The 26,665-nt window shown below is 31.8% G+C and carries 20 protein-coding genes; 8 read left to right on the top strand and 12 right to left on the bottom strand.

What is annotated here, in order from left to right; translation table 11 throughout:
- Nucleotides 1-130: 130 nt before the first annotated feature.
- The 11 genes from X926_RS00635 to X926_RS00580 form a co-directional block, all read right to left on the bottom strand.
- Nucleotides 131-3,196, bottom strand: coding sequence for an ATP-binding protein (locus tag X926_RS00635; protein WP_158245159.1), 3,066 nt, complete (start codon nucleotides 3,194-3,196; stop codon nucleotides 131-133).
- Between the two features lie 248 nt (nucleotides 3,197-3,444).
- The gene (gene rlmD, locus X926_RS00630) at nucleotides 3,445-4,602 is read right to left on the bottom strand and encodes a 23S rRNA (uracil(1939)-C(5))-methyltransferase RlmD (RefSeq protein ID WP_103064574.1); all 1,158 of its coding nucleotides are present in this window, start codon (nucleotides 4,600-4,602) and stop codon (nucleotides 3,445-3,447) included.
- Nucleotides 4,603-4,709: 107 nt separating this feature from the next.
- Nucleotides 4,710-5,960 (bottom strand): hypothetical protein, encoded by a 1,251-nt coding sequence (locus X926_RS00625; protein ID WP_103064573.1) that lies wholly within the window; start codon nucleotides 5,958-5,960, stop codon nucleotides 4,710-4,712.
- An 88-nt stretch (nucleotides 5,961-6,048) separates the two neighbouring features.
- Entirely contained in the window at nucleotides 6,049-9,216 is a 3,168-nt protein-coding gene (locus tag X926_RS00620) for a hypothetical protein (RefSeq protein WP_103064572.1), read from the bottom strand.
- Between the two features lie 37 nt (nucleotides 9,217-9,253).
- Nucleotides 9,254-12,070: a hypothetical protein gene (locus tag X926_RS00615; RefSeq protein WP_103064571.1), complete on the bottom strand. Its 2,817-nt coding sequence runs from the start codon at nucleotides 12,068-12,070 to the stop codon at nucleotides 9,254-9,256.
- 36 nt (nucleotides 12,071-12,106) lie between these two features.
- On the bottom strand, nucleotides 12,107-13,897 hold the full coding sequence (locus X926_RS00610; protein ID WP_103064570.1) for a tetratricopeptide repeat protein: 1,791 nt from the start codon (nucleotides 13,895-13,897) through the stop codon (nucleotides 12,107-12,109).
- 500 nt (nucleotides 13,898-14,397) lie between these two features.
- The gene (locus tag X926_RS00600) at nucleotides 14,398-14,754 is read right to left on the bottom strand and encodes a hypothetical protein (protein WP_012208249.1); all 357 of its coding nucleotides are present in this window, start codon (nucleotides 14,752-14,754) and stop codon (nucleotides 14,398-14,400) included.
- A gap of 24 nt (nucleotides 14,755-14,778) precedes the next feature.
- Nucleotides 14,779-15,906 carry a tRNA guanosine(34) transglycosylase Tgt gene (gene tgt / locus X926_RS00595; protein ID WP_103064568.1) on the bottom strand — a complete coding sequence of 376 codons (1,128 nt, stop codon included), beginning with the start codon at nucleotides 15,904-15,906 and terminating at the stop codon, nucleotides 14,779-14,781.
- Complete coding sequence (locus X926_RS00590) at nucleotides 15,906-16,487, bottom strand: cyclodeaminase/cyclohydrolase family protein (protein WP_103064567.1); 582 nt, start codon at nucleotides 16,485-16,487, stop codon at nucleotides 15,906-15,908. Before X926_RS00590 ends, tgt begins: the two co-directional genes overlap by 1 nt.
- 185 nt (nucleotides 16,488-16,672) lie before the next feature.
- On the bottom strand, nucleotides 16,673-17,746 hold the full coding sequence (locus tag X926_RS00585) for a Xaa-Pro peptidase family protein (protein ID WP_103064566.1): 1,074 nt from the start codon (nucleotides 17,744-17,746) through the stop codon (nucleotides 16,673-16,675).
- A 121-nt stretch (nucleotides 17,747-17,867) separates the two neighbouring features.
- Complete coding sequence (locus X926_RS00580; protein WP_103064565.1) at nucleotides 17,868-18,518, bottom strand: peroxiredoxin; 651 nt, start codon at nucleotides 18,516-18,518, stop codon at nucleotides 17,868-17,870.
- 260 nt (nucleotides 18,519-18,778) lie between these two features.
- Between X926_RS00580 and X926_RS00575 the strand changes: the two genes are divergently transcribed.
- From X926_RS00575 to X926_RS00545, 7 genes are read left to right on the top strand one after another with little or no spacing between them, the layout of a single operon-like run.
- Nucleotides 18,779-19,048: a flagellar biosynthesis anti-sigma factor FlgM gene (locus X926_RS00575; protein ID WP_012208244.1), complete on the top strand. Its 270-nt coding sequence runs from the start codon at nucleotides 18,779-18,781 to the stop codon at nucleotides 19,046-19,048.
- Nucleotides 19,049-19,053: 5 nt separating this feature from the next.
- Nucleotides 19,054-19,551: a flagellar export chaperone FlgN gene (flgN, locus tag X926_RS00570; protein ID WP_103064564.1), complete on the top strand. Its 498-nt coding sequence runs from the start codon at nucleotides 19,054-19,056 to the stop codon at nucleotides 19,549-19,551.
- A 10-nt stretch (nucleotides 19,552-19,561) separates the two neighbouring features.
- Nucleotides 19,562-22,009 carry a flagellar hook-associated protein FlgK gene (flgK, locus tag X926_RS00565; protein ID WP_233186649.1) on the top strand — a complete coding sequence of 816 codons (2,448 nt, stop codon included), beginning with the start codon at nucleotides 19,562-19,564 and terminating at the stop codon, nucleotides 22,007-22,009.
- Between the two features lie 42 nt (nucleotides 22,010-22,051).
- On the top strand, nucleotides 22,052-22,948 hold the full coding sequence (flgL, locus tag X926_RS00560; RefSeq protein WP_103064562.1) for a flagellar hook-associated protein FlgL: 897 nt from the start codon (nucleotides 22,052-22,054) through the stop codon (nucleotides 22,946-22,948).
- 17 nt (nucleotides 22,949-22,965) lie between these two features.
- On the top strand, nucleotides 22,966-23,439 hold the full coding sequence (gene fliW / locus X926_RS00555) for a flagellar assembly protein FliW (RefSeq protein ID WP_103064561.1): 474 nt from the start codon (nucleotides 22,966-22,968) through the stop codon (nucleotides 23,437-23,439).
- 2 nt (nucleotides 23,440-23,441) lie between these two features.
- The gene (locus tag X926_RS00550) at nucleotides 23,442-23,708 is read left to right on the top strand and encodes a carbon storage regulator (RefSeq protein ID WP_103064560.1); all 267 of its coding nucleotides are present in this window, start codon (nucleotides 23,442-23,444) and stop codon (nucleotides 23,706-23,708) included.
- Nucleotides 23,709-23,732: 24 nt separating this feature from the next.
- The gene (locus tag X926_RS00545; RefSeq protein ID WP_103064559.1) at nucleotides 23,733-24,101 is read left to right on the top strand and encodes a cupin domain-containing protein; all 369 of its coding nucleotides are present in this window, start codon (nucleotides 23,733-23,735) and stop codon (nucleotides 24,099-24,101) included.
- Between the two features lie 62 nt (nucleotides 24,102-24,163).
- On the opposite strand, the gene X926_RS00540 is transcribed toward X926_RS00545, so the two are convergent.
- Nucleotides 24,164-24,628 (bottom strand): chemotaxis protein CheW, encoded by a 465-nt coding sequence (locus X926_RS00540; RefSeq protein ID WP_103064558.1) that lies wholly within the window; start codon nucleotides 24,626-24,628, stop codon nucleotides 24,164-24,166.
- 181 nt (nucleotides 24,629-24,809) lie between these two features.
- Between X926_RS00540 and X926_RS00535 the strand changes: the two genes are divergently transcribed.
- Nucleotides 24,810-26,621 (top strand): LVIVD repeat-containing protein, encoded by a 1,812-nt coding sequence (locus tag X926_RS00535; RefSeq protein ID WP_103064557.1) that lies wholly within the window; start codon nucleotides 24,810-24,812, stop codon nucleotides 26,619-26,621.
- The last annotated feature ends 44 nt before the right edge of the window (nucleotides 26,622-26,665 follow it).

The following is a 26,665-nucleotide window of genomic DNA, read 5'->3' as shown; positions in this document are numbered from 1 at the left end:
TAATATTATATTATCTTACTACCAGGATAAGATTAGCACAAGCGGCAGTTTATTTGAATACGTATGCCTTGATTCGTTCGTTCTTGGGAATGTTTCCATAGCTATTTTGCATTAAGTATTGACAGTTATTCTATTCTTTACTTAAAATTTTATATGCAATATCAAAATTAGGAACTTTTCTCCACAAATTGCTATCGCCAATAATTGCAATCCTGTATTTTGCTCTTGTCACGGCAACGTTAAGTATATTTGGCTTTTTTCCTGCCCATTGTCCGGCTCCACTTCCACTCTTTTCGTCGCAACCAAGAATGAGTATAACCTCATTCGCTTCTTTACCTTGAAATGTATGCACAGTCCCACAGGATATCTCAATCCAATTATCAATGTGACTTTTTTTATAATACCCTTGATAATTATTATAAATTGATTCTTTAAGTAACCTTTTCATATGTTGGATAACAGATTTAAAAGGACTAATGACATACAAACTAGGGAAAACGTTGTTTAATCTAAATGCATTAAGAACCATTTCGATTGCTTTATCTCCTTGCTCGGGCACAAAGTGATCTCTGCCCCCTTTTTCTTTACCTTTAATATCTATCCATACAGACTCTTTAATTGACAGCAATAAATCTGGTTTTGGCACTGCTGATTGCTTGAACATTCTGTTGTTATATGCTATTTCGTTGGAAATTGAAAACATAGGATCTATGCATCTTCTATGTATTACGAGTGGACATCCAAGCCACATCTTTTCGTTGGAAAACTCACGATACCCTCCGTATGGATTTATACTGTCAGCTAATATTTGAACAGAAAGTTCTTGTACTTTATATTGATCTGGAATTTCGAATTCTTCAGCAAATTTTTTTGAAAGTTCTTTGGGTACAGTTACCACCGGTTCTACCTGCAGTGGATCTCCCACAATAATAGCTTTTCTTGTACGCCATAAAGCTCCTAGCGCTGAATGGGGAGTAGCTTGTCCTGCCTCATCAATTATCAAAGTCCCTAATTCATTCTTATCTATGTATTTTAAAAATGTCTCTACCGAAGCGAAGGTAGTTGACAGGACAGGTATAACTAAAAATAACGTGTTTAAAAGGTGTGCATAGCTTGATACTTTATCCTTCTCTGAAAAGCTTCCGTTCCACATATTTATAAGGCAACTGATATTTTGTTTCACAGCTTTTGAGTTTAAGATAAATGCTTTTTGCAACATTAAACCATAGTAAAAAAGCTCTTCCCGAAGGGTATCGTAGTTTTTATCAGTCCATGGACATGCCATTTGTGAACTTTCATTATTCGGTATATTTTCCCAGAATTTCTCATCGGCAAAGTTGTTACCAAACTGTTCTTTATATTTTTTCATTAACTCGCAACTATTCATATATGCTTTTTCTTTTTCTTTAAAATGTCTTTTTGCAGCGGAATAATCAGCTATCGTTTTATCCAATTGTACTTTCAAACGACTTAATTCCAAGTTAATATCTGTAAGTTTTATTTTCACTGCATTTAACTCTTGTTTTGTTTGTTTAAGCTGCGATATAATAGGATCTTTTCTAAAGAGGAATGAAAACATCCTTTTAAAAAAAGAAAGCTTACTTTTTAGAAGTTTTTTATTTTCTATTAGCACTTCAAATTGAAGCTTAACACTTTCATGTTCCTTGATTTTTTGATTAATCAAATCTTCCTGTGCAATTATTCTTTCTTTTGCCGTAGACATCACATCTTTTACATTATCATATTCTTGGAGAATTTGTTTATGTTTATTAGTTTTTTCAACTGCATTTTCTATCTCTTTACGGTAGTATAAAACTTCTTTATATTTATTTTTAAAGATACGCTTAGCTTCTTTCCAGTTAGGCAATTCCCCTTTATATAGCTGTTGTAAATTAACATTTTCCTTATTAAACCAAAGAGCTTGTTTTAGTTCCTTAATATTTGATTTTTTACCCAAACGTGCAGAAATCAATCCCCAGCATTCTTGACCGGTAGCCATAAGTGTTTTAGCAATATCGGAAAAATAAATCTCCATGTTTTCATTAATATCAAACAATCCTGAATTACTTTTTTTTACATCTTCGGCAATAGGTAACTCTCTGGATATATTTTCGACCGCAGCATTATTGTTTGATGCCACGATAATACCATACTTATTTAGCTCAGATGTAGGCTGATAATAGTATTTTAAATATTTACTTTCATTAGAAGCAAACCGACATTTTTCAAAAGCTTCATCCGGATTTTGGTAATTACTAAGCAATATTGCCCTATCCACAACATATGAGGCGATTATTTCTTTCAGGAGAGTAGTTTTCCCTGTCCCTGGCGGGCCATTTACTGAAAAGATATTTTCAAGTTGTTCTTCATCTGATATTCCTATATTGATTGCTATTTGCTGCATCAGGCATGGGCTATAAATCGAAGGCCATTTTCCTAGAGGAAATTTTTCAGGTAGTAACCATTTTTTCATTTGAGAAACATCAACATCTATCTCTACACGGCTCATTTTGGGGTTATTAAGCGATTCAATATAATTTGTAATTTTGTCCTCTTTTTGAACTTTGCGTCTAATCATATCAATATCCGAGACATAAAAACTTGATAACATAGCGATATTAGTGTCATTGTCATTTTCTTCATTGTTCCTTTTAGTAAACTTTTTATTTATAATGGCGCAAAAAAGACTATTGGGTAAATTAAGCAATATCTTTTTCATAATTTTAGTATAAATAACTTTCAAATCCTTGTATTCGAGTTTCTTTTCGACAGATATTAAGACATCATTCATTTCATTGTTCAGCTTAACTATTTCAACAGTACTCAAATTTGTTCTCAAATTCTTCTCTGTAATTATTTTAGCAACTGCCCACACAAAAGGAGCAACTGAAAAAGAATTCTCTATGTAGGTCCCGTCCGATGCTAATTTAAGCGCACAGATGCATGACAGTGAACTATCTTTTTCTATTGAATCATCTTTCTCACCGATAGAATCTAACATGGCGTCAATCAAATCTTGAGATTTGATTTTGCCTAAATAGATATCATAAATGTATCTAGAATCATCCTTTATAATCCAAGGTAATTTCTTACTTGGTTTAGTTATTTGAAGTGTCTCATGTGTTTTTATAGGCCAAAACGGTGAAAAAAACTCTAAATTATACCAGTAGTTCAAAATATTTTTTGTTTTGTCCACTTCAATCATCCCCCTATTTCTTACATTATTTAAAAATTATCAAATGTACAAGGCTTAGATTCTTGCTAAAATAATTATTTGGTTAAATTCTCTTTAAACGTCTATTTTTCTGCCTTTGTAGTTCATATGGATCCTAAAGTTATATGAGCGTGAATCAAAGTAATTTCAAATATATTGTGTACCCATTTTAGTACCTTAGTCGAGTAAACAAGTTAAATATAATCCAGCAAACCCAGTAATATCAAGGCTTATATTCTCGTCATCAATACTACTGACTCAACGTGGTCAGTGTGTGGGAACATATCTACCAGATGAAAATCTGAGATTGTGTAGAGATCGGATAATTCTTTTAAATTGGGTATTAAAGTTTTAGGGTTACATGAGATATAGATAATTTTATTAAATTGCTGAGTTTTTATGAATTTTATAAGATTTGGATGTAATCCAGCTCTTGGTGGGTCCACCACAATATAATCAGGTTTTTCGGTGCCGCTTTGTTGCTTAACAAAATCTTTTACATCTTTATTTACGAATTCTACGTTGTTGATATTATTTAATATGGCGTTTTGCTTGGCTGCCTCTACCGCTTCTTTTACAATTTCTATTCCATAGACTTTTTTAGCCTTATTTGCAAGTAATAAGGATATTGTGCCCGTTCCAGAATAAAAGTCATATACAACATCTGAATTTTCTGCATAAGATAAAGCAGTTTGGTATAAAACCTCTGCTCCTTTTGTGTTTGTTTGAAAGAAAGAGAATGGACCTATTTTGAAAGTTAAATTAAAAATTTTTTCGTAAAAATAATCTCTGCCGTATAATATTTCCATTTCATCTGCTTTGACAACGTTGGCTTTAGATTCAGTCTTACTTTGAATTATGGAAACTATATTTCCTTTTAAGTTAGTGTTCAACATTTCTTCTTTCCATGTTTCTACTTCTTGATAGTAAGTATTATCTAAGGAAGTGACCAAGTTTAAAAGTATTTCCCCAGTTTTTAATCCTTTTCGGATTCCTAAATTTCTAAGGAAACCTGAGTGGTTTTTGTAATTTCTAAAAGGTATGTTCTTTTTTAAGAAAAATTCTCTTGTTTGCCAAACGATGTTGTTGAAATCATCATCCACTAACTTACAATCTTTTGTGTAATAGACGTCGAACTTCTTACCTTTTCCTCTTAACCCCAAAACGAGAGGACCATCTTTGTTTTCGTTACCAAAAGAGTATTCCATTTTGTTTCTGTATCCATATATATCCACAGAAGGCGTAATACCGTGATAATTATTAGGCTTTATTTGGTATTGATCAAACAACGAAAGAACGCGGTTCTCTTTTATTTTTAGTTGTTCGTCGTAACTGATATTCAATTTATTACATCCACCACATTTTTCAAAGGCTGAACATATCTGCATTTTATAACTCCTTTTTCGATAATCAAAAAAATACCCCCGAACAATTCAATTTTAACACTTTTCGGGGGTAAATGGTTTTTTACTTTGACTTTATTTAAAGAAGAGGGCTAATAACTAACTATACTTTCTTCCATGCCTGCTATTGGGTCTAAATATTTTGTTAAATCATCTTCAGTTCCTGAAACTGCTTCAAAATCATGGTATGAATCAACCTCTTGACTATCAGGATACCATGAAGCGTTCCAGCCTTCTAAACCTGATAAATCGGGTATTTCATATTCGTATGAATTTGCACTTCCCAACCAACCAGAGGATAATACGATATCCCAAGTTATAATCCAATCAGTATTTGCTAAAGAGGTATTATAAAATCTCAATTCATGATTGCTGATTTGGGGATCATACTGATTCCATGTGAACGTATTTTCTGAAAAGACAGGTTTTTCCCAGGTACTAGAAGGAAGGGTGTTCAAAATTTCAATATCGGACGGATAGTCTGTATATTTTATAAATACTTTATAAATGTTATTTTCACAATCATAAAGGTCTACAAATAGAGCATATAAGTCATCTGAACTTGAAAGAGATTGAGGGATTTTTAACTGGGAATCACCACCATACCAAGTAAACACCGGGGTTGTTCCGCCTACTAACAATTCGCCCCATGCGTCTGCATCTTCTGTGGTGGTTGTAGCAATGTATGTTGTTAAGTCTGTGAAGTCAGACCATGAAATATCTTCGTTGTCAGTACCAGCTGTTATTGTTCTATCTCTTTCTATATATATTTTTGAATAATGATCCCCTTGATCTCCCGCTAAAACTACCAAATCATAGGTGCCAGGGATCTTTGGTAGTTGCCATATTAAATCATCCACTGTGTTAAACCATGGAAATCCATGCATAGTACCGTAAAAGGTGCCAGCATTTTTCCCTATAAAATCACTTCCAAAATTCAAATTTAATGTAGCATCATAAGTATCTGGCCAATACCCAAAGGTTATTGGTACTTCTTTTCCTTCAGTGGTGTTGAGATTCATTATTTGAATGTCATAGTTAAACTTCTCATTCCAAGAGTCATACCATTCGTTGACAGCATAGATGCTAAAATTTCCATCAACTGATTCAGGGGTAAAAGTGTACACGCCGTTAGTTGAACTTAATTTTTTCCAGGTTCCATCTTTCCCATCTTGATAAGCTAAAAACTCCACGCTTTCTCTAACGGTGCCAATGAATGTGTTTATAACTACTTGATTGGTTATATCATCTCCATTGCCATTGCCATCGATTGGTAAAGTTGCGCAACTTACAAAGAGCAAACCGATCGCCAAGATTAGAAAAAACATACTTAATTTTCTCATTTAAAATCCTCTCCTTTTACAAAAAGTTGTTAAATAGATTTTAGTAAAGAGATCTAAAAAAAATCTAAAACAACTTTTTTGGAGAGGATTAATAAATTTGGAACTCTTTGACGAAGTAACTTATTTCTTTTGAATTAAAAGCTGTTCCTAACTCTTTTTTGTACAACTCGTTGATATATTTGTAATAATCCAAAGCCTTTTTTCTTTCACCTTTTTTTAGTAGAAGATTGATATATTCAATGTTCATTTCGTCGGCGAAAGGTTCGATCCGTAAGTATTCGTCTAAATAATTTTCTGCCATTTCAATGTCTTTTTCCTTTTCTAAAGAATACAAAATAGCTAGTATTGACAGATAAGATTTTTCAGCATCTTCTATCTTTGGGATTGCCCAATCGTCGTAAATATTGGAAGGTAAAAGACCATAGGAGTAGAGTTTTTTAGCCTTTAAATAATGTTCTTTAGCTTTTAAGTATTGTTTGTTTTTAAACAAGTTATTTCCTTCTTCAAAATGAAGAATAAAATCTTCGTAATCCAAGTAATAAACTTTGTTTGAATTGAATTTGTAATTTTTATTTTTTTGAAGTATGTATTCCTCAACCAAACCAAACTCTTGAAATCTCTTTCGTATGTCGTGAAGCGCCACATATAAGCTTTGACGGCTTTTTTCAAAAGGTAAATTTGGCCAGAAATTTTCAATTATGACATCTTGAATAATCCATTGATCATAATTCAAGGTTAAAAATTTAAAAAGTTCTAACGCTTTTTGATTTCTAACCTTTCTCATAGTCAAAACCTTATCACCACATACCAATCTAAATTCACCAAAGAGATAGATTTTAGGGTATAAAGCTTTTTTTGATTCAAGATAAGAGATTTCTTGTGCGTCTTCGAATCTCAATTTAAATGAAGTATCTAAGGAAGGACTTTTAACACCTGAATTAACTTCTATGAGATCTTCAATTGAGCTCGTTATTTCGGGATATTTTTGTAGAATAAACTGGTAATTGTTGTCTGATAATAACTCGTTAAATGTTTTTAAATCTTCATTATAAGAAGACAAGTTGAATGATTTACTTAAAAATAATTTTAAGAGTAACGCCTGAGTTAATATTAATTTTGCTTTCCCTTCTTTGGCTATCTGAATGATTTTTCCAATGTATGACAGGGCTTTTTCGAATTGTTTTAAATGTATCAATAATCGAACTTTTTGTAGTTCAAAGTTCAATATCTGATATTTGTTGAAAATAGTTTTGCCAATTTTTATTGCCTTTTCAACTGTTGAAAAAGATTCTTTAAGTTCACCTTTTTTTAAAAGATACTGGGATTGGACGAAGTAATAATTTGCTTGAAGAAATTTTGATCTTGAGTAGTAATTTTCAGCTTCCATTAAACTTTTTTGAGCAGATTTTAATTCGTTTCTTTCTACTTCTAGCTTGGCTTGCAAGATTTTTAAAACGGGAAGGTAAGCGATGTTTTTAGTTTCCAAGTAGATATCTTCATAGGCTTTTAGATGCTCTTTAGCTTTGTCATATTTTTGTGTTTCAATATAAAAATCGGTAAGATTCGCATTTAAAAGTGCCTTTCCGTATAGATCTTTTGAATCCTCAAAGCTTTTTAAAGATTTAATAAAGAAATTTTCCGCACTTTCTAAATTTCCTTCGATTAGAAAAATATTGTAAGCAAGGTTGTTGAGAAGCCAAGGTTTCATTTCTGTATAATTGAATCTTTCACATAATTCCATAGCCTTGTTTAAATACAGTTTCCCTTCATCTAATTTTGAAAGATAAGAATAACTGGTTCCCAATAAATTGTACAAGGAAGTTAAGCTCTGGTAATTTTCATTTGGTATACTTTTTAACAATTCATTTCCCATTTCGATGACCTTTTCATATTTTTCCTGATGCCAGTAAATTCCTATTATTTGTGTATCTATATTCTCAAGAATACTTTTATTGGAAATTTTATGAATATTATCTTTTACAAGCCTATAATCTGAAAGAGCTTCATCAAACATGGAATATTTCTCTTCTATAACGCCGCGGTAATAGTACAATTCAATGTTGTTGCTGAAAAAAGAGGTGGGTATTAAATCTAACCATTTTTTGATGATTGAAAAATCTTTTATCAATAACTCAGAATGGTTGAGAAAGAAGTCATAGGCTTTTTCTAAATCTTTCATATTCAGTAAGCAATGAAATTGTCCATAGTGATCATGCTCTTTTTGATATATGCTAAAAAGCGTCTGGCATATCTCGTTTTTTTCTCTTTCTCCAACGCCTTTGGAGATCGTTCGATGAAATATTTCGTTCATATAGTAATAATGCGGATCTTTTTTTTCTAACATGTTTAAATCGTATAACTTTTCAAAAGACTCGTGAATTTTTTCATCGCTTTTGATATTAAAATATGCTTTACAAATCTTTGGCTCTATTTCATTCATTAAGCTGAAAATTTTCAAATACTCTCTTAAATCTTCTGATAAGACTTCGGTGAGTAAGTTTATATACTCATCTATTTTTTTTGCTGAATCTATAAGGGCATCATATTTTTTTAGGTCTATTGTCTCTATGTATGTGGATAAAATGTTAATAAAAGTGGGTATCCCATCGGTCAATTGGTATAACTCTAACAAGTTGTCTTCTGACAAGTTAATTTTTTTTGTGCTGATATAATTTTTAAGTTCATCAAAAGAAAATTTCAGTTCCTCTTCTTGAATAGTGTAAACATTATTTGCCATAGCAAATTTTGTTAAAGGGATTGGAAACTCTTGGTTAGTAGTAAAAAGAAAATGAACGTTTTGGGGTATGAAATTTAATAACAATTTAAGAAGATTTTCATTTTTCCCTTCAAAAACAACATTTTCGAAGGAATCAACAAATATAAATATTTCTTTCGTATAACTTGAAAAACCGTTTAATAGTTCAACAACCTTTTCTTCTTCAGTAAAAAAAGAAATAGTATTTTGTGAATTATCTTCAAATATTTTCAGATTTATTGTTTTGAACAAAATATAGATTAGATGATTGAGGAAGGTGTCAAAATCAAAGTAATTCTGTGGGCAGCTAATCCATACTTTTTGTTCATTCAATGTATTAAAATACATACTAAAAGTAATGCTCTTACCGTATCCCGAAGGAGCTTTTATTAGAATGTAGTTTTTACTTTTATTATTGATCAAAGAATTTAGTAACTTCTCTCTATATTGATGATATGGTTTTATTAAGAGAGGCTTAAAAACCGGTTCTAATATTTTCATATTAATCAGCACCTTTGAATAAACAACACGGGAAAAATTATAATATATCCATTATTAATACGATATTGTTGATACCATTGATGGTAGTATTTCCAAAGATATAGATAGAGTTTTGATTTTCGGGCTTTGATATACTTATTATTTCAAAATCAGAATCGAGTGTGTACGTGTTTATTTTTTCGACTTTTTCTTCTTCAAAATTTATTTCGTATATTATTCCGACTTTTTTCCCATTTTCTATACTATAACCATATGCTAGGTATTTTTCATCTATTGTAGTAAAGCCTAAAAATTTGTTCGATCCATCTAATGAAAATTCAAAAGAATCTCCAAATCCATTTAATTCGTCTACCTCTAAAATTCCGTAACTCATAGGTGTTGAAGAAGTTTCAAATAATACGTAGTATTTTCTACCTTCTTTTATAACCCCTACGGGGATGTTGTCGTTGGAATCTCCGTATACGTTTGACCATTTCATATTTCCATAGTAGTCAATTTTTAAAACGTATACATCAAAACCACCTGCACCAAAAGATCTTGTGGCACCAAAAACCATAAAACCTTGATCTTGAGAGTTTTTTATATCCAAAGCAATCTCTACATCGTTGCCACCAAAGTTATTAGTCCAGATTCTAGTTCCATCGTTTAAATACTTTGAAACGAATATATCTGATAATTTTTTGTTGATGAATAAATTTCCAGTGACTGCGTAACTATTTTCGTCAATGTTTGTAATACTTATACCGCTGTCTCTACCAATATCCCCGTAATCTATTTGGTAATTAACGCTACCATCTTCAGTCAAAGAGACAATGTAAGCATTACCGTTTAAGCCGTAAGAAAGGGTATCGCCAACGTAGATTATATTCTTAGTGTTATCGGTAGAATCTTTAGTGAGTATGGCATCTCTAAAAAAGTCTGTATTTTGTGCATATAACGACGTTTCGTTTAAAATATTTCCATATGGATCCATTTTCCATGTTTTTGCATCCCAATTGTCATTTTTGCCTTCATAACCATATAGGTAAAAGTTTTCTCCATCGTACAAACTTCCGTAGATATATTCATCAAAACTTTTAGAGAATATTTTAGTTAGTTCTGTCGCTTCAGCCGTTGATGGCGTAGGTTCAACAGTTATATCAACAGGAGTAGAAGGTGCCGTAATATCTTCTTCTTCTAATGGCTCTGGTATTGTGATTTGAGTAGGTTCGGGCGTTGTCTCCGTTGCCTGAGGTGTTGATGGAGTAGGTTCAACGGTTATATCAATAGGAGTAGAAGGAACGGTAATAGTTTCTTCTACTGGCTCAGGTACTGTGATTTGAGTAGGCTCAGGCGTTATTTCTGTTGCCTGGGGCGTTGATGGAGTAGGTTCAACGGTTATATCAACAGGAGTAGAAGGGGCCGTAATAGCTTCTTCTATAGGTTCTGGTATCGTGATTGGGGTAGGTTCGGCTGTTATCTCCGTTGCCTGGGGTGTAATGGGCGTGGCTGGTATGGTGACTGTTGTTGGAGGTGTCACTATTTCTTCGAACATTTGAGGTAAAGGCATTTTTTCTTTGATGTATCGAGTGAAATAGTATTGAGAATCGAAATCATCATAAAATATTAGAAATCGAGTTAAGAAGTCTTTTACCCCTACCATTAAACCTTTGTCGTATACTAAGGGTTCATCGATTATTTGGAATTTATTTATTGTGGAATAGTTCCAAACTAAATTTCCTTCCAAATTGAAGGATTTAATACTTTCTCCTACTAATATGAATCTATCTTTGTTAACAGGGACAAAATAATTGAAATTTTCTTCATATGTGAAAGTTCTGATTAAATTTAATTCAGAATCATAAAAGTTAAGATTTTTTGAACCGGATAATAGAACTATTTTGTCGTAATATGTGTATATTTTTCTTTGATATCTTTGAGTTTCAATTTGAAAGTCAAGTTGTGATATTTTCTGTAAATTGGTATCTAAGAGTGTAATATTATTATTAGCCAATATTGGGAATAAAGTCATATTTTGAATTTCGAGATAGTCGAAATCAAAAGTTTTGCCGTTGAAATCGAAATTTTCAACGGTCTCAAAATTACTATTCATTTTAACAAATTTATTCTCAGTTAAAAGATAGATATATCCATCTTTTACTAAGGCTTTTTGAATGTTGTTGAAATCGATTTGTTTTTGTATTTGGAAATCGTCGCTTATCGAAAAGATTTCATTTTCACTGTAAAAGATATTTTCTCCTGCTAAACCTTTAATCTTGACATTTAATTGTTCCCTTTTTTCTAAAGAATAGTCAAAGATATAAGTTTCACTTTGAGTAACTAGAAAAACAGCGTTACTTGTCAAGAATCCATTTTCAATATTTTGTTCAAAATCAACCGTTTTTACTATAACTTTATTGGCATTCATTAATTCAACTTTGTTTTTCGATATGCCCAGGAAGTCATCATCTAAAGGAAGAATTTTATCAAACTCTTCAAATATGATAATATATGCATCCCCAGCACGTAAACTTCTTGTAGTAAATTTAGCGGTTTTACTGGAGTACACGTTTCCATCCTGATCAACTCCTTCTACTTTCCAGTAATAAGTTGTTTCAGGCTTTAGGACGTCTCCCGTATAAAAGTTTGAAAAAATATTTTCCAATTTCAAATCTTTTTCGTCTATATTGGCATCTTCAGAGATATAGATCTTATATCTAAGCTCTTTTCCTTCTGCGTCTATGGTTTGCCATCTAAAAGAAGTTCTTATATCGACGTTTTGGGCATTCTCTTGTGGGGAGAGAATATTTATATTCAAAGCAAAAGTAATAGTGGAAAATAAAATCACTACAAATATTATTAAATAATTTTTCATGTAACACCTCTAAAAAATTTATTTTTGGTATGGAATTTACTGCAAAAAAGAGTTGGAAATCGAGTTAAGATTCTGTATGAATAAAGATAAAATTTTTGTGTTATGATCTTTGAATTTGACTGAAGTTATTTCTTCGGCTGTAGTTTGTATTCTAAACATGGACAAAAAAACTTTTAGAGCATCTTTAAAGTTATTTATTTTAAAATCTACTATCGAGTCGAAATCCATCAAATGTTCTTCGTAATTAGCAAATATTTGGGCAAAAGTAAAAGACATATCTTTGATTTCTTCCACATTTTCTTGAATAAAGGGCTCTAAGGGTAACGATTCTCCTAAGATTCGATCTTGGTAGAATCTTAAGAGTAATCTACCGAAAGCTAACCCATCACCGTCTTTCCAAAGAAACTGTGATATAGTTGTTGCTACCCTTTCCGATAGGCCGTAATTAAAGCCAGAAAGAAGTAGGCCGTTTGTGAGTAATTCAACACCATCTGGATATGACTTTGACTCTATTGAACTCTCTTTTAACCAGCTAATGAATGGACGTTCTATTCCTTTAGCTACCAGATGCTCCGACAAAGTAAAAGGGTCGATGTTGCCAAATTCGTCTATACTTTCAAATATTGAGTCAGAGATATTTTTATCTGTAAAATCTTCAAGTTTGGAGATGTAAAAATCTAATCTATCTAATTTATCTATTAGTAGAGTAAAACTTGATACGGATTCTTCTAACAATATCTCTTTCACTTTTTCTACTCTACCTTGGGATAATTCGAACAATACTTTGAAATTAACAGCGGCTTCGTGAAAGTCAGAATTGAGATTCAAGATTTCAAAGTATATTTCCACTTGTTCTTCGTCTTCTATTATTACATAGAGTTTTAATAAAGTTAAAACAATAAGGTCTTTATTTTCTTCTGAAGCTAATTTTAAAGCTTTTTCCTCTGTTTCAATTGCTTGTAAGTATCTTCCCATGTTTTTATATTCCAAAGCTAATTCGTGAAGTATATAATCTGTTTCATTCAAAGAGGCGGCTTTTTCTAAAGCTTTTATTGATTCGTTGTGGTTTCCTAATCTAGCCAATGAATGAGCATCGTTATAATAAATTTCATATCTATTGCTATCTATTTCTAAAGCTTTTTGGTGGACTTTGTGTGCATCTTTATAGCGTTGAAGCATATTCAGAGCAACACCCAATCTTTCATAGGCAGGAACGAATTTTTCATCAATTTCTATGCATTTTTGTAGAAGGGGTATAGCTTCTTCAAATCTGCCATTTTCCATGTATACATCTGCCATTTTCAGAAACCCTAACGTAAAGTCCTTTTCAAGTTCGACGGATTTAGAGTAGTATTCTATCGCCTCGTCGTAGATATTTCTTTCATACATAAGATTACCGAGTTCATAATAACCATATGCAAAATTTGGCTTTTCTTTTATTGATTGTTTTAAATGTAATTCTGCCAGTTCAAGATTTCCTAATTTTTTGTAGTATAATCCAGTATAAAAATGCAATCGATAATCGGGGTAAATTTTACCTGCCTTATCTAAAAATTCCTTCGCCTTTTCAAAATCTGTATCGTTGAGGGATTTTTTAAAAGCTTCATAATAATAATAAACCAAGTAAGATAAGTAATATTGATTGTTTTTATCTATATCAATTTGAGCTTCTAATCCTCTAATAATTATGTCCAAAGGTATTTTATTGGTTTTTCTTGCTTTTTGAAAATCTTCCACTAAAATAGGTAATTTTACAGGGAGATTATTCAACTTTGCATAATTGGGATCAATATTCAGGTAAACTATAGCATATTTTACTTCTTTCAAAAGAAACGCACCTCTTCATACTTTTTTAAACTAATTGAAAGCCTTATATTTGAAGGCAAAAAAAAGAGAACCACACACGGCACCTAAATAACTTGTAACCATGTCTAAATGGCTATATGTATGATAAATACTGAATTTTTGAAAATATTCTGTTAGTAAGGGAACTAAAAGAAAAAAAATCAAAAAAAGTATAAAATAAGATCTTTTACTTTTTTTGAAAAAAGCCATAAAGAAAAAATCGGCACCCAAAAAATACGAAACAAAATGAACTATTTTGTCTTCTCCTTTGAAACTACTATAATTAATTATGGGTTTGGAAACCGATAGATATATAATAAAAACTATGTATAAAAGGAATAAAGCTTTCCAAAACATATCTTTTATTTTAGTTATATCTTTATTTTTATCATCCATTTGATTACCTTTCTCTAATTTTATTTATAACTTATAAACCTGGGGATGCTGCCCCAGGTTTGACAAATTTTTTTTAACTCTATTTTTCATTCCATTCTAAATGTTTCGGTTCTATCATGATCTTCAATTATATGTTTATATCTAGCGTAGGCAGCTTTAGCCATTTTTTCTAAAATGCTTGGAAGATCACTATCAGTCCAATCTTCAACTAAAAAATTCATCAGTTCTTTTTTTAATTTAAAATAAGGCTCTTTATCTGGATCGAATTCTATATAACTTTCTATAAGTTTTCTATCTAAGTTATCTTCTCCATAAATGTTTTCTAGTAACTTACTTACACTTTCTGAAAAAAGACTGGGGATCTCTTGGAATTTTTTGGTAAGGTCTAATTTATTTTGATATAAAGGTTTTATTTCATTGTAGTACTTTATAAACGATTTCACTGGGGATCCCTCCTTTCTAGTGCTTTAATTAGTTAAAGAATATGTTGAACTGCTAAAAAATTCATCTTTAAAAAATTTAAATTCGTTATTTTCTATAGCTTCTCTCATTTTCTCTACCAGAGAAATGTTGAATCGCAGATTGTGAATGCTTAAAAGAATTTTCCCGAGTACCTCATCTTTTTTAAAAAGATGGTGTATGTAACCACGTGAATGATTTTTACATGTATAACAATCACATTTTTCATCAATAGGTTTTTGATCAAATTTAACCTCTGAGGATTTTAAGTTTAGTTTTCCTTTCCAGGTTAATGCTGTTCCGTGTCTTCCCATTCTTGTTGGTAAGACGCAATCGAACATATCCAAACCGTTTTCTACAGATAAAAACATCATAGTGGGAGAACCTATCCCCATTATGTATCTTGGTTTGTTTTCAGGTAATTTATTTCCAAAAGCTTTTAAAATCTTTTCAGAATCTTGGTATTTTTCTCCTACGGCTAATCCTCCTAAGGCATAACCATCGAAATCTAAAGAGGTTATCTGAGACAAACTGAGATTTCTTAAATCTTCAAAGAGGCCTCCTTGAACTATACCGAATAATGCCTGTCCGTTGCTATTATGATATCGTTTGGATCTTAAAGCCCAATTAAAAGTTTTTTGCACACTATCTTTTACAGCATCGTACCCAGACAAGGAGTTTATACATACATCTAAAACCATTGCAATATCTGATCCAATTACTTTTTGTATATCCAAAGATTTCTCGGGAGTTAACTCTATTTGAGAACCATCCAGTGGAGATTTGAAAATTACTTTTTCATCAGTTAATCTAGTGTTTGGTAAGGAAAATACCTGAAACCCTCCGCTATCTGTCAAAATCGGCTTCTCCCAGTTCATGAAGTTATGAAGACCTTGAAAATGCTCAAGAACCTCTAATCCTGGTCTTAAGTAAAGATGAAAAGCATTAGCTAATATTATCTCAGTATTGATATCGTTTAATAACGAGTTAGTTAAAGTTTTTACGGTTGCATTCGTACCTACAGGCATAAAAACTGGTGTTTCAATAGTGCCATGTTTTGTGACGATTCGCCCACGCCTAGCCCCAGTGTATCTATCAATATGAATTAATTCAAATTTTATAGGTGAATCATCCATTAATTTTTTATTTCCTCCTTCAAATCCTTTAACAAGGAATCCGCTTCATTCTTGAACTCTATTGTATCATTTAAAAGGTTTTGTCTTACTTCTGCCTCTTTTATTTTTTCTAAATTTGCTTCAACAGAAATAATGGCGGAATTCAACGTTGCCCATGCTAAATAACAAGTGATTTTTGCTTCTGGTTTTAGTACGGGGTTGCCATATTTGTACAAGGTAAAGCAATTTTTTAGAATGTTATAAGATGATTTTGCCATGTTGAAAGAAAATATGGCGGCACCTGTTAAAGATTTGTCCTTATCTTTTCCTTCCCTGACATTCTGGATCCTTTCTGAATATTTAGAAGACTCTTCAGCGTATTCCATAAGTTTTTCTTTGATGTCTATAAGATTTTCTAAAGCTACTTCTAGTGTATTCTCATAATCCTTGTCATTTTCATTGGAGATAGTGTAATTTGCCACCATGTAACCCAGAGCAGACGCTAAAGCCCCTACTAAAGCTGTGACAGTTTCTCCAGCCGAAGCTGGATCTGTGGATGAAATTTTATTTAAAATTTCCTCAAAAGTCATATTTTTATACATTCATCCACCTCCTATCTCAAAAAAATTGAAGTATCTGTACTTTTATTATACCATACTTTTAGGATTGTTAAGTGTGAAAGAAAATCAAAATGAGTTCAGCGAAGTGGAAGGTACTAACTAAATTAGTGAAAAAAGACTCTCGTTTCAATTAGTAGCAAAGAATTGATCGAAAGCATAAGAAGTGATTAAATTACCAAGAAATCTTTTGGATACCTATTTAATACTTCACAACCATTATCAGTCACCAAAACCAGATCTTCTATTCTTACTCCGCCGACACCAGGTAAATAGATTCCCGGTTCTATTGAAAAGATCATGCCAGGTGTTAGAATTTCTTCGCTATTTGAAGATATGTAAGGTTTTTCATGAATCTCTATCCCTACACCATGCCCTGTTCGATGAGTAAAGTACTTTCCATATCCTTTGCTTTCTATATAATTACGCGCGGTAGCATCAATTTCAGACGCCTTAAGGCCAGGTTTTATTTTTTCAATAGCTTTTAAATTGGCTTCTAAAACTATATGATAAATATTTTTCAAGGTTTCAATAGGTTTGCCAAAAAAGACTGTTCTTGTCATATCTGAACAATAATAATTTTTTATGCAACCCATGTCTAGTAATACGACATCTCCATCTTTTAACTTTGCATTAGTAGGCATATGATGAGGATTAGCAGTATTCTGACCGTATCCTACTATAGGTTCAAAAGAAACACCATTGGCTCCTTCTCTTTCGAAGATATTTTTGATGGCTTTGGCTAAGTATTTTTCTGGAAGCATCTCTGATACTAATTCTATAACCTTTTCCATAGCTGAGTCATTTAATAAAGAAGAAGACCTCATTAACGCTATTTCATCAACATCTTTTACCATCCTTAATTCACTAATTATTGGAGAAAGCTGTTTTAAAGGTAAATCTTTAATAATATCCATTAAACCTAAAAGAAAACGGGTTTCCCAACTTCCATCTATGCCTATAGGTTTATCTTTTTCAATAAGAGAAGATAAAATTTTAAGGGGATCTTCTGAATCAGAATATTTGATTAAATTTTCTTCTTCAACAGTATTTACCGGGAACAATTCGTTGACTAGCAATTTAACTTCGCCAGAAGTATTTACGAATAATACCAATAACCTTTCTCCAGGTTCAAACCACTCATTCAGAAAATAGTAAAGAGAAGGTGGTGAGGATATTATTGCCTGATAAATATTATTTTTTGCCATCTTATTGAGAAGTTTTTCTATTCTATCTTTACGCAACCTTCAAAGCGCCTCCCATGAAAAGTGTCTAATTTCATTCGATTTTATATTCATAATTGTATCATAAAAAAGTAGGAAGTAGATAATATCTTATCTACTTCCTACTAGCTGGGGTTTAGTATTATTCTTTAACTTCTTTAACCTTTAACCACCAATCGTATCCTTCTTCGGCTGACGTTTTTCTCTTCATTGCTTCAGCATAAGTTGATGCTGGTGGAATTATTACCTTACTTCCAAGTATTGAGTTGTCAGGCCAATTGGCTGGGGTTACTACCTTGTTTTTGTCTGACAATTGTAAAGCCCTTACAGCTCTGTATATTTCATTGATGTATCTTCCTACTTCAGAAGGATAATACATGATCAGTCTGATAGTTCCTTCAGGATCTAAAATGAAAACTGCCCTAACAGTTGCCGAACCTTTTTCTGGGTCTACCATTCCCAATTTTGAGGCTACTCTTCCCATTGTATCAGCTATTATTGGAAAAGTAATTTCCACACCTAGGTTATCTTTGATCCATTCCATCCATTTGATGTGTGAATAAACAGCATCAACAGAAAGTCCTAGAAGTTCTGTGTTTATCTTTTTGAAATCTTCATGCTTTTTTGCAAATTCAACAAATTCTGTTGTACATACGGGTGTAAAATCCCCTGGGTGGCTAAAAAGTACCAACCATTTTCCTTTGTAGTCTTTTGGTAGTTCTTTTACACCGTCCGTTGTTAATACTTTCATTTCAGGAAACTTTTCTCCAATTAAAGGAATTCTTCCTTCCATATTTACCTACCTCCTATTTGATGATTTTTTATTTATGAAATATCTATTTTTTAGGTTTGTCTAAAAAAATTATATACCTAAAAAATAGAAAAGTCAAGTAAAAAAATAAATAAAATTTTTAAATTTATATTTCTTTATTATTGCTACAAAGGTATAAAAGTCTTTGGAAAAAAATAATTTTGCTACAAACTTCTAATGTTATAATAATTGTGGACGATAATACATATGAAATTCAAATTGTTGAAAGGAGGGACTAAATTATGGATATCAACAATATCAATCCTGCAGATGGTAATAATTTAGATAAAATAAATCGAAAAAGGCTTGATAAGGATTTTATTAAGAGGCAGGTAAAATCTGAAAACCTAGAAAGTGCAAATAGGATTACAGGAGAATCAAAGAAGTATATAGAACTATCAAGTAAGATACCAGAAATTCGACAAGAACTGGTATCGAAATTGAAGGAATCTATTGAAAACGGCTCGTATAATATCAATGTAGATCAAATTGTAAACAAAATGTTTGAGTAAAGTAGGTGACCAACATTAGTAATGATTTAGAAGCGATAAAAAAAGTATTAAAGGAAGAGAACGTTAGTTTAATAGAGTTAAAAAAATCTTTTTATAACCTTAGGGAAAGCTTAGTAAAAAAAGCATCTATCGAAGAGATTAATTCAACCCTTTTGACGATTGAAAAATTAGCAAGTAACTTTAAAAAAATAGAAGGTTTAAGAGCACAGTTAATATCGAAAATATGTTTGGAAGAAAGAATACAGAACAAATTAGAATCGATTATTGATTATTTTTCAAAGAATGATTATGAAATTGCACTTCTCTTTTCAGAACTAGTTAAAAATTTAAAGGAGTTAGTGAGTGAAATCGATCTTTTAAGTAACATCATTTCATTTCAATCTAACTTGAACAATTTTATATATCAAATTTTGAATCCTGAATCGATTACGAACAGCAAAACTTACTCTCAAAAGGGTAGTAGATTGAACAAAGATTTAACTTCAAGAAGTTGGAGGGGTTAGCGTGTGTGCAATGACTTTGAACGGCCTATTGAACACGGGTTTACTAGGAGTTTATACCAATAAAATCGCTATGAGCGTTGTCGCCCATAATATTTCTAATTCTAATACCCAGGGCTTTTCTAGGCAAAGTCCTGTTATTGTGACTACCAACCCTATTAATTTAACAACGATAGGGAGTGGGGGAGCAGCTTTATCTTTTGGAACTGGTTCTACGGTAAGCGATATTCAACGAGTGAGAGACGAATTTTTAGATTTGCAATTTCGAGAAACTTCTTCTCGTTTGAATTATTGGGAAAATATATATTCTAATGTGCATTATATTGAACAATTGTTTGGTGAACCTGGAGAAACGGGTTTGAGAAATATGTATGATTCTTACTGGGCATCAATCGAGGAGTTGAAAACTGATCCATCAAATGAAGCCGCTAAAACTCAGGTTGTATCTCGAGCGGAAGAATTAGTTAACACCATGAAAGATCTTAACTATAGGTTAGAAGAATTAAAAAATGATATAAACAATGAAATAAAGCTCAGAATAGACGAAATAAACGGTTATTTGAAAAGGATTGCCGATTTAAATCAAAAGATACTCACATCAAGTTCAATGAGTGGTTCCCCTAATGATTTGCTTGATGAGAGGGATAGATTGTTGGATAAACTTTCAGAACTTTCCAATATAAGAATAACAAGTCATTCAAATGGTCAAATTTCTTTGAGTATGGGGGATAAAGTAGTTTTAAATGGAAGTAGTTATCAAGAGATAAGATCCTTAACCATTGCAGAAACAAATGATGCATATTATGCCTATGTAGGCAGTAATTTGTTGACTTTTAACGATGGAAAAATGTCTGCACTTTTTGAATTGAGAGATGAAATCATCCCTTCTTATCAACAACAACTCGATGAGTTTGGTTTGTATTTAGTAGATACAACTAATCTTATTTATAAAGAAGGGTGGGATTCAACAGGAACTATAACAGGAGCCAACTTTTTTGCTGATATAAGTACCAAAAGAGGTTTTGAAAATTCAAGATTTTTCAGGATAGCAGGAAATTCGGACGTATTCCATCCAGACACAATTAAGCACGTCACGAGTTTAAGCAGTTTTTATAGTGATCCTTCAATTGATTTAAATAATTTCGATCTTTACTCAGTAGATTATTCTGCAACTTCTCCTTCCCCATATGACGATAGCAATTCAATAAAATATGATTCAACAAATAATGCTATTTATTTTGATGATACTTCTGGTTTTCAAGACAAACTACTAGTTGATATAGAAGGAGATTTTCTCAGGGAATACGGTTTCCCTACTAAAGAAATTGAGGCATACAAAATAGAAGAGGATTATTCAATAGTTCCTCCAAAGCTTATCATCCCTGGCAAAATTCAATTTGAAATGTCCGGTGAGACTTATACTATGGAATTTTCCGATGCAGAAGATTTGATATCAAATATAAATACGCAATCTGGAGGTTATTTGAAAGCCGTAGTAAAAGAAATAATGAATGAAAAGAATGAAATTATAAAGAAGTTTATATACATACTTCCCACAACGAAAACTCCAAATGCAGACTTGGATACCATCGTATTGAACGACATAGATGGTTCTCTTTCAGAAAATGACGCACAAAGAATAACATTAGACGCCTTAGATACCTCAAAACCTACTTTGAATAATTTATTAGGTTCAAATGAAAAAATAGAAATGAGTATAAATGGAATAAGAATCGAGATCAACCCTCTTAAAGACACTGCTTATGACTTGGTTGATAAAATCAATGCCACAAACACAGGGGTTACCGCTTCTGTAACTCCACATGGCTCATTTGTGTTGAGAGCTGGAAATCTAATAGATTTTGACTTAAAGAACGTTACTATAAAGGGTCCTGAAAAATTATTCAATGCTTTAGGATTTATCGAAGAAGATTCTAACAATATCGTTACACTGATTTCTCCAGATATAAGCCCTGAACAAATAGATGAAAAGTTTTCTGAAGCTGATCTTTTGAAAATAGATAACGAGTTAGGAATAGTCAATCAAATTTCTGTATCGTCTAACTTAAAAGAGAATCCATCTTTACTTGCAACCGACTTGGGTTATTATGATATTAATTATTCTCCCACTGGTGCAGGAAACGTTAGTGTATGGGATGAAATATCCAAGATGTATGATAATTCCGTATTAGATAATGGGAGGGTTGGTTTTTCGAACTTTTTAGGAAATATTGTTACAGATATAGGAGTTAAGGGAGAAACAGCAGATAAAATGAGGCTAAACAGTGAAATGTTGAATAGTGAGATAAGTCTTGAAAAAGAAAGAGTGATGGGTGTTTCTATAGACGAGGAGATGACTAACCTTGTCAAATATCAGCAGGCTTTTAATGCTTCTGCCAGGGTTATCACAGCGGTGAATCAAATGATGGAGACGGTTATTAACAACTTGGGTGTTGTATAATAGAGTGAATAGTACTTGTTTGGTTGGTGAGGAGGTAAAAACATGAGAATCACTGAAAATCTTTTAAGTAGTAGAACACTTAACGATATTCAAGATGTTTTAAGGAAATATAGTGATTTAAATTCTCAATTAACTTCAGGAAAGAAAGTTCGTTACCCATCAGATAATGCAGCTGTTGCAACAAGGATTTCTAATTTAGACAGTCGTTTGAGGGAAATTGAACGTTATAAAACTAATGTGGAAACAGCCCAAAATTATGTGAATATGTATGATACAGCATTACAGGAAGTAAGTTCAATATATCTTAGAATTAGAGAACTTGCTGAAAGAGGAAAAAATATCACTTTGAGCGAAAATGACAGAGTTGCTATATCAGAAGAACTTGACAAGATAAATACGCAACTAGTTTCTATTGCAAATACGGAAATTTCAGGAAACTATGTGTTTGGGGGAGCTAAAAACAATCAAAAAGTCGTGGAAATAGATAGCGAAGGTAATTTTAAAATAATAATGCCCCCAGAAGCAAATATTAGGCAGAAGATTTCCGTTGGTGGGCAAGATATAGAATACGGTAAAACAGTTTATGATGCTTTTGTAACTGATTATGGTGCCTCAATTTTTGCCATAGTAAAAAGATTGTCCAATGCTATAGAAGCAGGAGATTACACATCACTTCAAAGTGAGATGGAAAATGTTGAAGAAATACAAAACAATGTATTAAAGAATCTTACGGAAGTTGGAGCTACTCAACGAGTTTTAGAAATGACTTCAAACAGAATGGAAGAATTTAAGAGTTTTTCAACAGAATTTTTATCCAATGAAGCTGATGCGGATATGGCTCAAGTAGTAATGGAATTGGCAACTCAGCAAAATGTCTTACAAGCTGCTTTAAAGGCAGCTGGTAATATTATTCCCCCAACCTTGGCAGATTTTCTATAAGGAGGTTTTCCAAAATTATGATAAAAGAATATGAAACGAAGTTGGGAAGTGTGAAGATAGATACTGAGCGAACGATAATTTTTGAGTATGGTATTCCTGGTTTCGAAGATCTTAAACAGTTTGTTTTGCTGGAACCGGAAGATACTTATCCCATCATGTGGTTAGCTTCGTTAGAAGATAAGAAAGTAGCTTTTCCTGTTACTTTTCCTCAACTTATAAGAAACGATTATCAGTTTGCTCTTCCTCAAGATTTAACAGAATACTTGGAATTAGAGAAATCAGAAGATGCTATAATACTAAGTATTTTGACTATACCTGAAAAAGAAGATGAAATAACTATAAATTTAGCTGCTCCAATTATTATTTCGCAAAAAAATCATAAAGGGGTACAATATTTAATTGAAAATGAAGAATACAAAATTAGACATCTTTTGAAAGAAGAATTGGAAAGAAGTAATGCTATACTGTCTGTTCAAAAAGATGGTGAATAGATTTGTTGATATTATCTAGAAAAATAGGAGAATCCATCGTAATACAAGTAGGAAATAGAAAAATAAAACTCATTATGGTTGAACAAGATAATGGAAGTATAAAAATCGGTTTTGAGGCACCTAAAGATATAAAAATTTATCGTGAAGAAGTGTATGAAGAAATTGTAAAGCAAAATAAAGCCTCATTGGAGAGCGATGTTAACAGATTGGGAAAAATAAAGACCAGTATCCCAAAACTAGTAACAAAAGATAAAAAACAAAATACTTAGATACAAGGGAGGAAAAAATCGAATATGTCGCAGGAAAAAGCAATAATAGGTAAAGCAAAGGAAGTTAAACCTTTAATAATAAATAATGAAATGACTAAAGATGTTGAAAAAAGAATATTAATAGGGAAGAGTAATTATGGAGCGCCTAATTTTGTTATGAGGCTATTCACTGTTAAACCAGGTGGATATTCTCCTAAACACTCTCATAGATGGGAACATGAAATATTTATAGTTAAAGGTAAGGCAGAAGTTTATGATGGAGAAAAATACAATACAGTTGAAGCTGGAAGTTTTGTTTACGTCCCTGGAGGCATAGAGCACCAATTGAAGAACGCAGGAGATGAAGATTTAGAATTTATTTGTGTTATTCCAACATCTGCAGATGAAGAATGAATTTTTCATAAAAAAGTGGCGTAATAAATATATCGCCACTTTTTATGCTTTTTGAAAGCAGGTTAATTATTAATAACTTTGTCTATAGCTATCTTTTCTTCCTCAGTCAACAGTTTATCTATATCTAATATTACTAACATACCATCTTCTAAACGTGCTATGCCACTTATAAAATCAGCTCCGCGCATTCCACCTATATTAGGTTTTTCGTTTATTAAATTAGGGTCGATACTTCTTACGTTTTTTACATCGTCAACCATTATTCCCACACGTCTTTGATCGATTTTTAAAACTATTACTTTAGCGTGAGATCTGTCTTCAAAGTCGGACATTTTAAATTTTCTTCTCAGGTTGATGATAGGTAAAACTTCTTCATTGCGATAATTTATTACACCTTCGAAATAGTCAGAAGCATTTGGTAATTTAGTGGTCTCTTCATACTCAATTACGGCATCCACATTCATAATATCGAGGCCAAACTTTTCTTTACCAATGTTGAATGTGACTATTTTCAACTCGGATGGCATTTTTACTCCCCCTTTTTAAAATCAAAATTTTGTTTCTAAAATGGTTAGTTATAATTCAATAAATTTCTAAAAAATTATATCATAAAAGTATTTAGAAAAAAAGTTGTCTCTGGGCTAAAGAATATACGAAAAAAATTATGTTATAATTATATTAAAATTATAACATATTGGGGTGTAACCCGTGCGCAAAATTATTAAGAATTATACTATTTTAGGCTTTTTAATTGTTTTAATTTTGATAATGACTTCGGTTGTAATATTTTACATCCAAATTGCAAAAGAAAGGTCTGTTCAGGGGAGTAGTACTCAAGTAGAAGAGGTTACTAATCCGATTGTTCAAGAAAAAATTCCTATTTCAACAGTAAATGCCAAATACGGAGTAATAATAGGAGGTTACGAAGGATTTTATGTTTTCGATGTTGAAAAGAAAGAAATAATTGCTTCAGTAACAACCGGTAGTTATGTTAACGATGCTCAAATTTATGAAGATTATCTTTATCTTGTTGACAGAGAGGGATTGAAAATTTATGATTTTTCAGATCCCCAAAAAGTAACTTTATTAAACTCTTACTCCACATTTGGTGATTCTTTATCCGTTGCAACGAATGGAGAATTATTATTTGTTGCGGATGGTGAAAATGGCTTGATAAGCTTCGATTTGAAAGATAAGGTGTATATAAGATTGAAAGAACATATTCGTTTACGGGGCATGGTAACCCAAGTTGAAATGTTTGAAAAGTATTTATTTGTTATTGGTCCAGGTTTAGGGATGAAGATTTATGAAGTCAAAGAAGATCGAACAGTTGAAGAAATTAATCATTATGATCAGTTGGTTTCACCTAGAATGATTAGTTTGAGTAAGGATTTTTTTGTAGTGAACGACGATTTAATGGGTATACAAATATTTGAAACAAAAGATTTGACCACGACAAAAAAACATGATGTGAAACCATTGTATATATGGGATGAAGATGCTTTTTCTATACATTTAGCAGATGATTTGCTTTATTTTTCTACGAATAACGGTGTATATAAAAGAAGTTTGGAATCATTAGAAACTCAAGAAATTATTACTGGACAATTTTCTAGACCAAATATTATGATAAATGACGGGTATATATACTTAACGAATAACGAAGACGGGCTGTATATTTATGACCTAAATACTAAAAAATTACTTAAGTATATTAATACAGTTGACTCAATTGATGAGTTTGTCACATTAGAATCAGGAGTATTAATTGATGAGGGTGGAAAGATAGTTTATATAGATAAACAAAAAGAAAAGTTATGGGAGAAAAGATATATTGGGGATTTGATAAAAGGCGAGAAGGGCTTTTACGAACTCAATGAAAATGTAGTTAATTTCTATGATGCTACGAATACAATTACCAAAAGTTTTCCTGAAAACATTGTAGGTATAAAAGAAACACAAGAAGGTGTATTCGTTATTGCCCAAGAGAATATATATTCTTTCTTTGATGGAACAAAGGTGTTTGTAGGAATGGCTCAAGATATAGAAATTATTGATAACTTTGCGTATATAGCTGAGGAAGATAAGATAACAGAGTTTAACTTTTTAACGGGAAAGAGTAGTTTTAAATTTTATTCCAAAGATCATATTGAACAAATTCATTCAATTTCTGATGGATTTATCCTTTTAACAGAAAAAGGGGTATTTAGGACAGACGTAAATTTTAACATTATCAATTATTTTAGCTTTGATTATTCGCCCGATATAATTGCTCTGAATGATAAATATATATTTTATTCTATAGGCTCTCAATTGGCGATCGTTGATCTGTCAAATTTTGATTTAAATAGAATCATAGATTTAGATCTTCCAATTTTAAGTATGGATTGTAAAAATGGATATCTTTATATTTCTTACTCTTCAAAAGGAATAACGAGATATAATATTACAGATAAACTTCAACTAGTAGATGAAGAAGTTGTTGTAAATATTTTCACCGCTAAGAATATGATTTTTTGATATTGAATTTTTCGTAAATTTAATAATGAAAGGGGTCTTATGTT

It is taken from the genome of Petrotoga sp. HWHPT.55.6.3 (assembly GCF_002895495.1).
Classification (GTDB): Bacteria; Thermotogota; Thermotogae; order Petrotogales; family Petrotogaceae; genus Petrotoga; species Petrotoga mobilis.
The sequence above is the reverse complement of the archived record's forward strand: the minus strand, read 5'-3'. Positions and strand labels throughout refer to the sequence as shown.

What these genes read in the sequence shown, in the direction of transcription:
- rlmD (WP_103064574.1), bottom strand. Translation starts at nt 4,602, where the DNA reads ATGCAGATATGTTCAGCCTTTGAAAAATGTGGTGGATGTAATAAATTG.
- X926_RS00625 (WP_103064573.1), bottom strand. Translation starts at nt 5,960, where the DNA reads ATGAGAAAATTAAGTATGTTTTTTCTAATCTTGGCGATCGGTTTGCTC.
- X926_RS00620 (WP_103064572.1), bottom strand. Translation starts at nt 9,216, where the DNA reads ATGAAAATATTAGAACCGGTTTTTAAGCCTCTCTTAATAAAACCATAT.
- X926_RS00615 (WP_103064571.1), bottom strand. Translation starts at nt 12,070, where the DNA reads ATGAAAAATTATTTAATAATATTTGTAGTGATTTTATTTTCCACTATT.
- tgt (WP_103064568.1), bottom strand. Translation starts at nt 15,906, where the DNA reads ATGGATGATTCACCTATAAAATTTGAATTAATTCATATTGATAGATAC.
- X926_RS00590 (WP_103064567.1), bottom strand. Translation starts at nt 16,487, where the DNA reads ATGTATAAAAATATGACTTTTGAGGAAATTTTAAATAAAATTTCATCC.
- X926_RS00580 (WP_103064565.1), bottom strand. Translation starts at nt 18,518, where the DNA reads ATGGAAGGAAGAATTCCTTTAATTGGAGAAAAGTTTCCTGAAATGAAA.
- X926_RS00575 (WP_012208244.1), top strand. Translation starts at nt 18,779, where the DNA reads ATGGATATCAACAATATCAATCCTGCAGATGGTAATAATTTAGATAAA.
- flgK (WP_233186649.1), top strand. Translation starts at nt 19,562, where the DNA reads ATGACTTTGAACGGCCTATTGAACACGGGTTTACTAGGAGTTTATACC.
- flgL (WP_103064562.1), top strand. Translation starts at nt 22,052, where the DNA reads ATGAGAATCACTGAAAATCTTTTAAGTAGTAGAACACTTAACGATATT.
- fliW (WP_103064561.1), top strand. Translation starts at nt 22,966, where the DNA reads ATGATAAAAGAATATGAAACGAAGTTGGGAAGTGTGAAGATAGATACT.
- X926_RS00545 (WP_103064559.1), top strand. Translation starts at nt 23,733, where the DNA reads ATGTCGCAGGAAAAAGCAATAATAGGTAAAGCAAAGGAAGTTAAACCT.
- X926_RS00540 (WP_103064558.1), bottom strand. Translation starts at nt 24,628, where the DNA reads ATGCCATCCGAGTTGAAAATAGTCACATTCAACATTGGTAAAGAAAAG.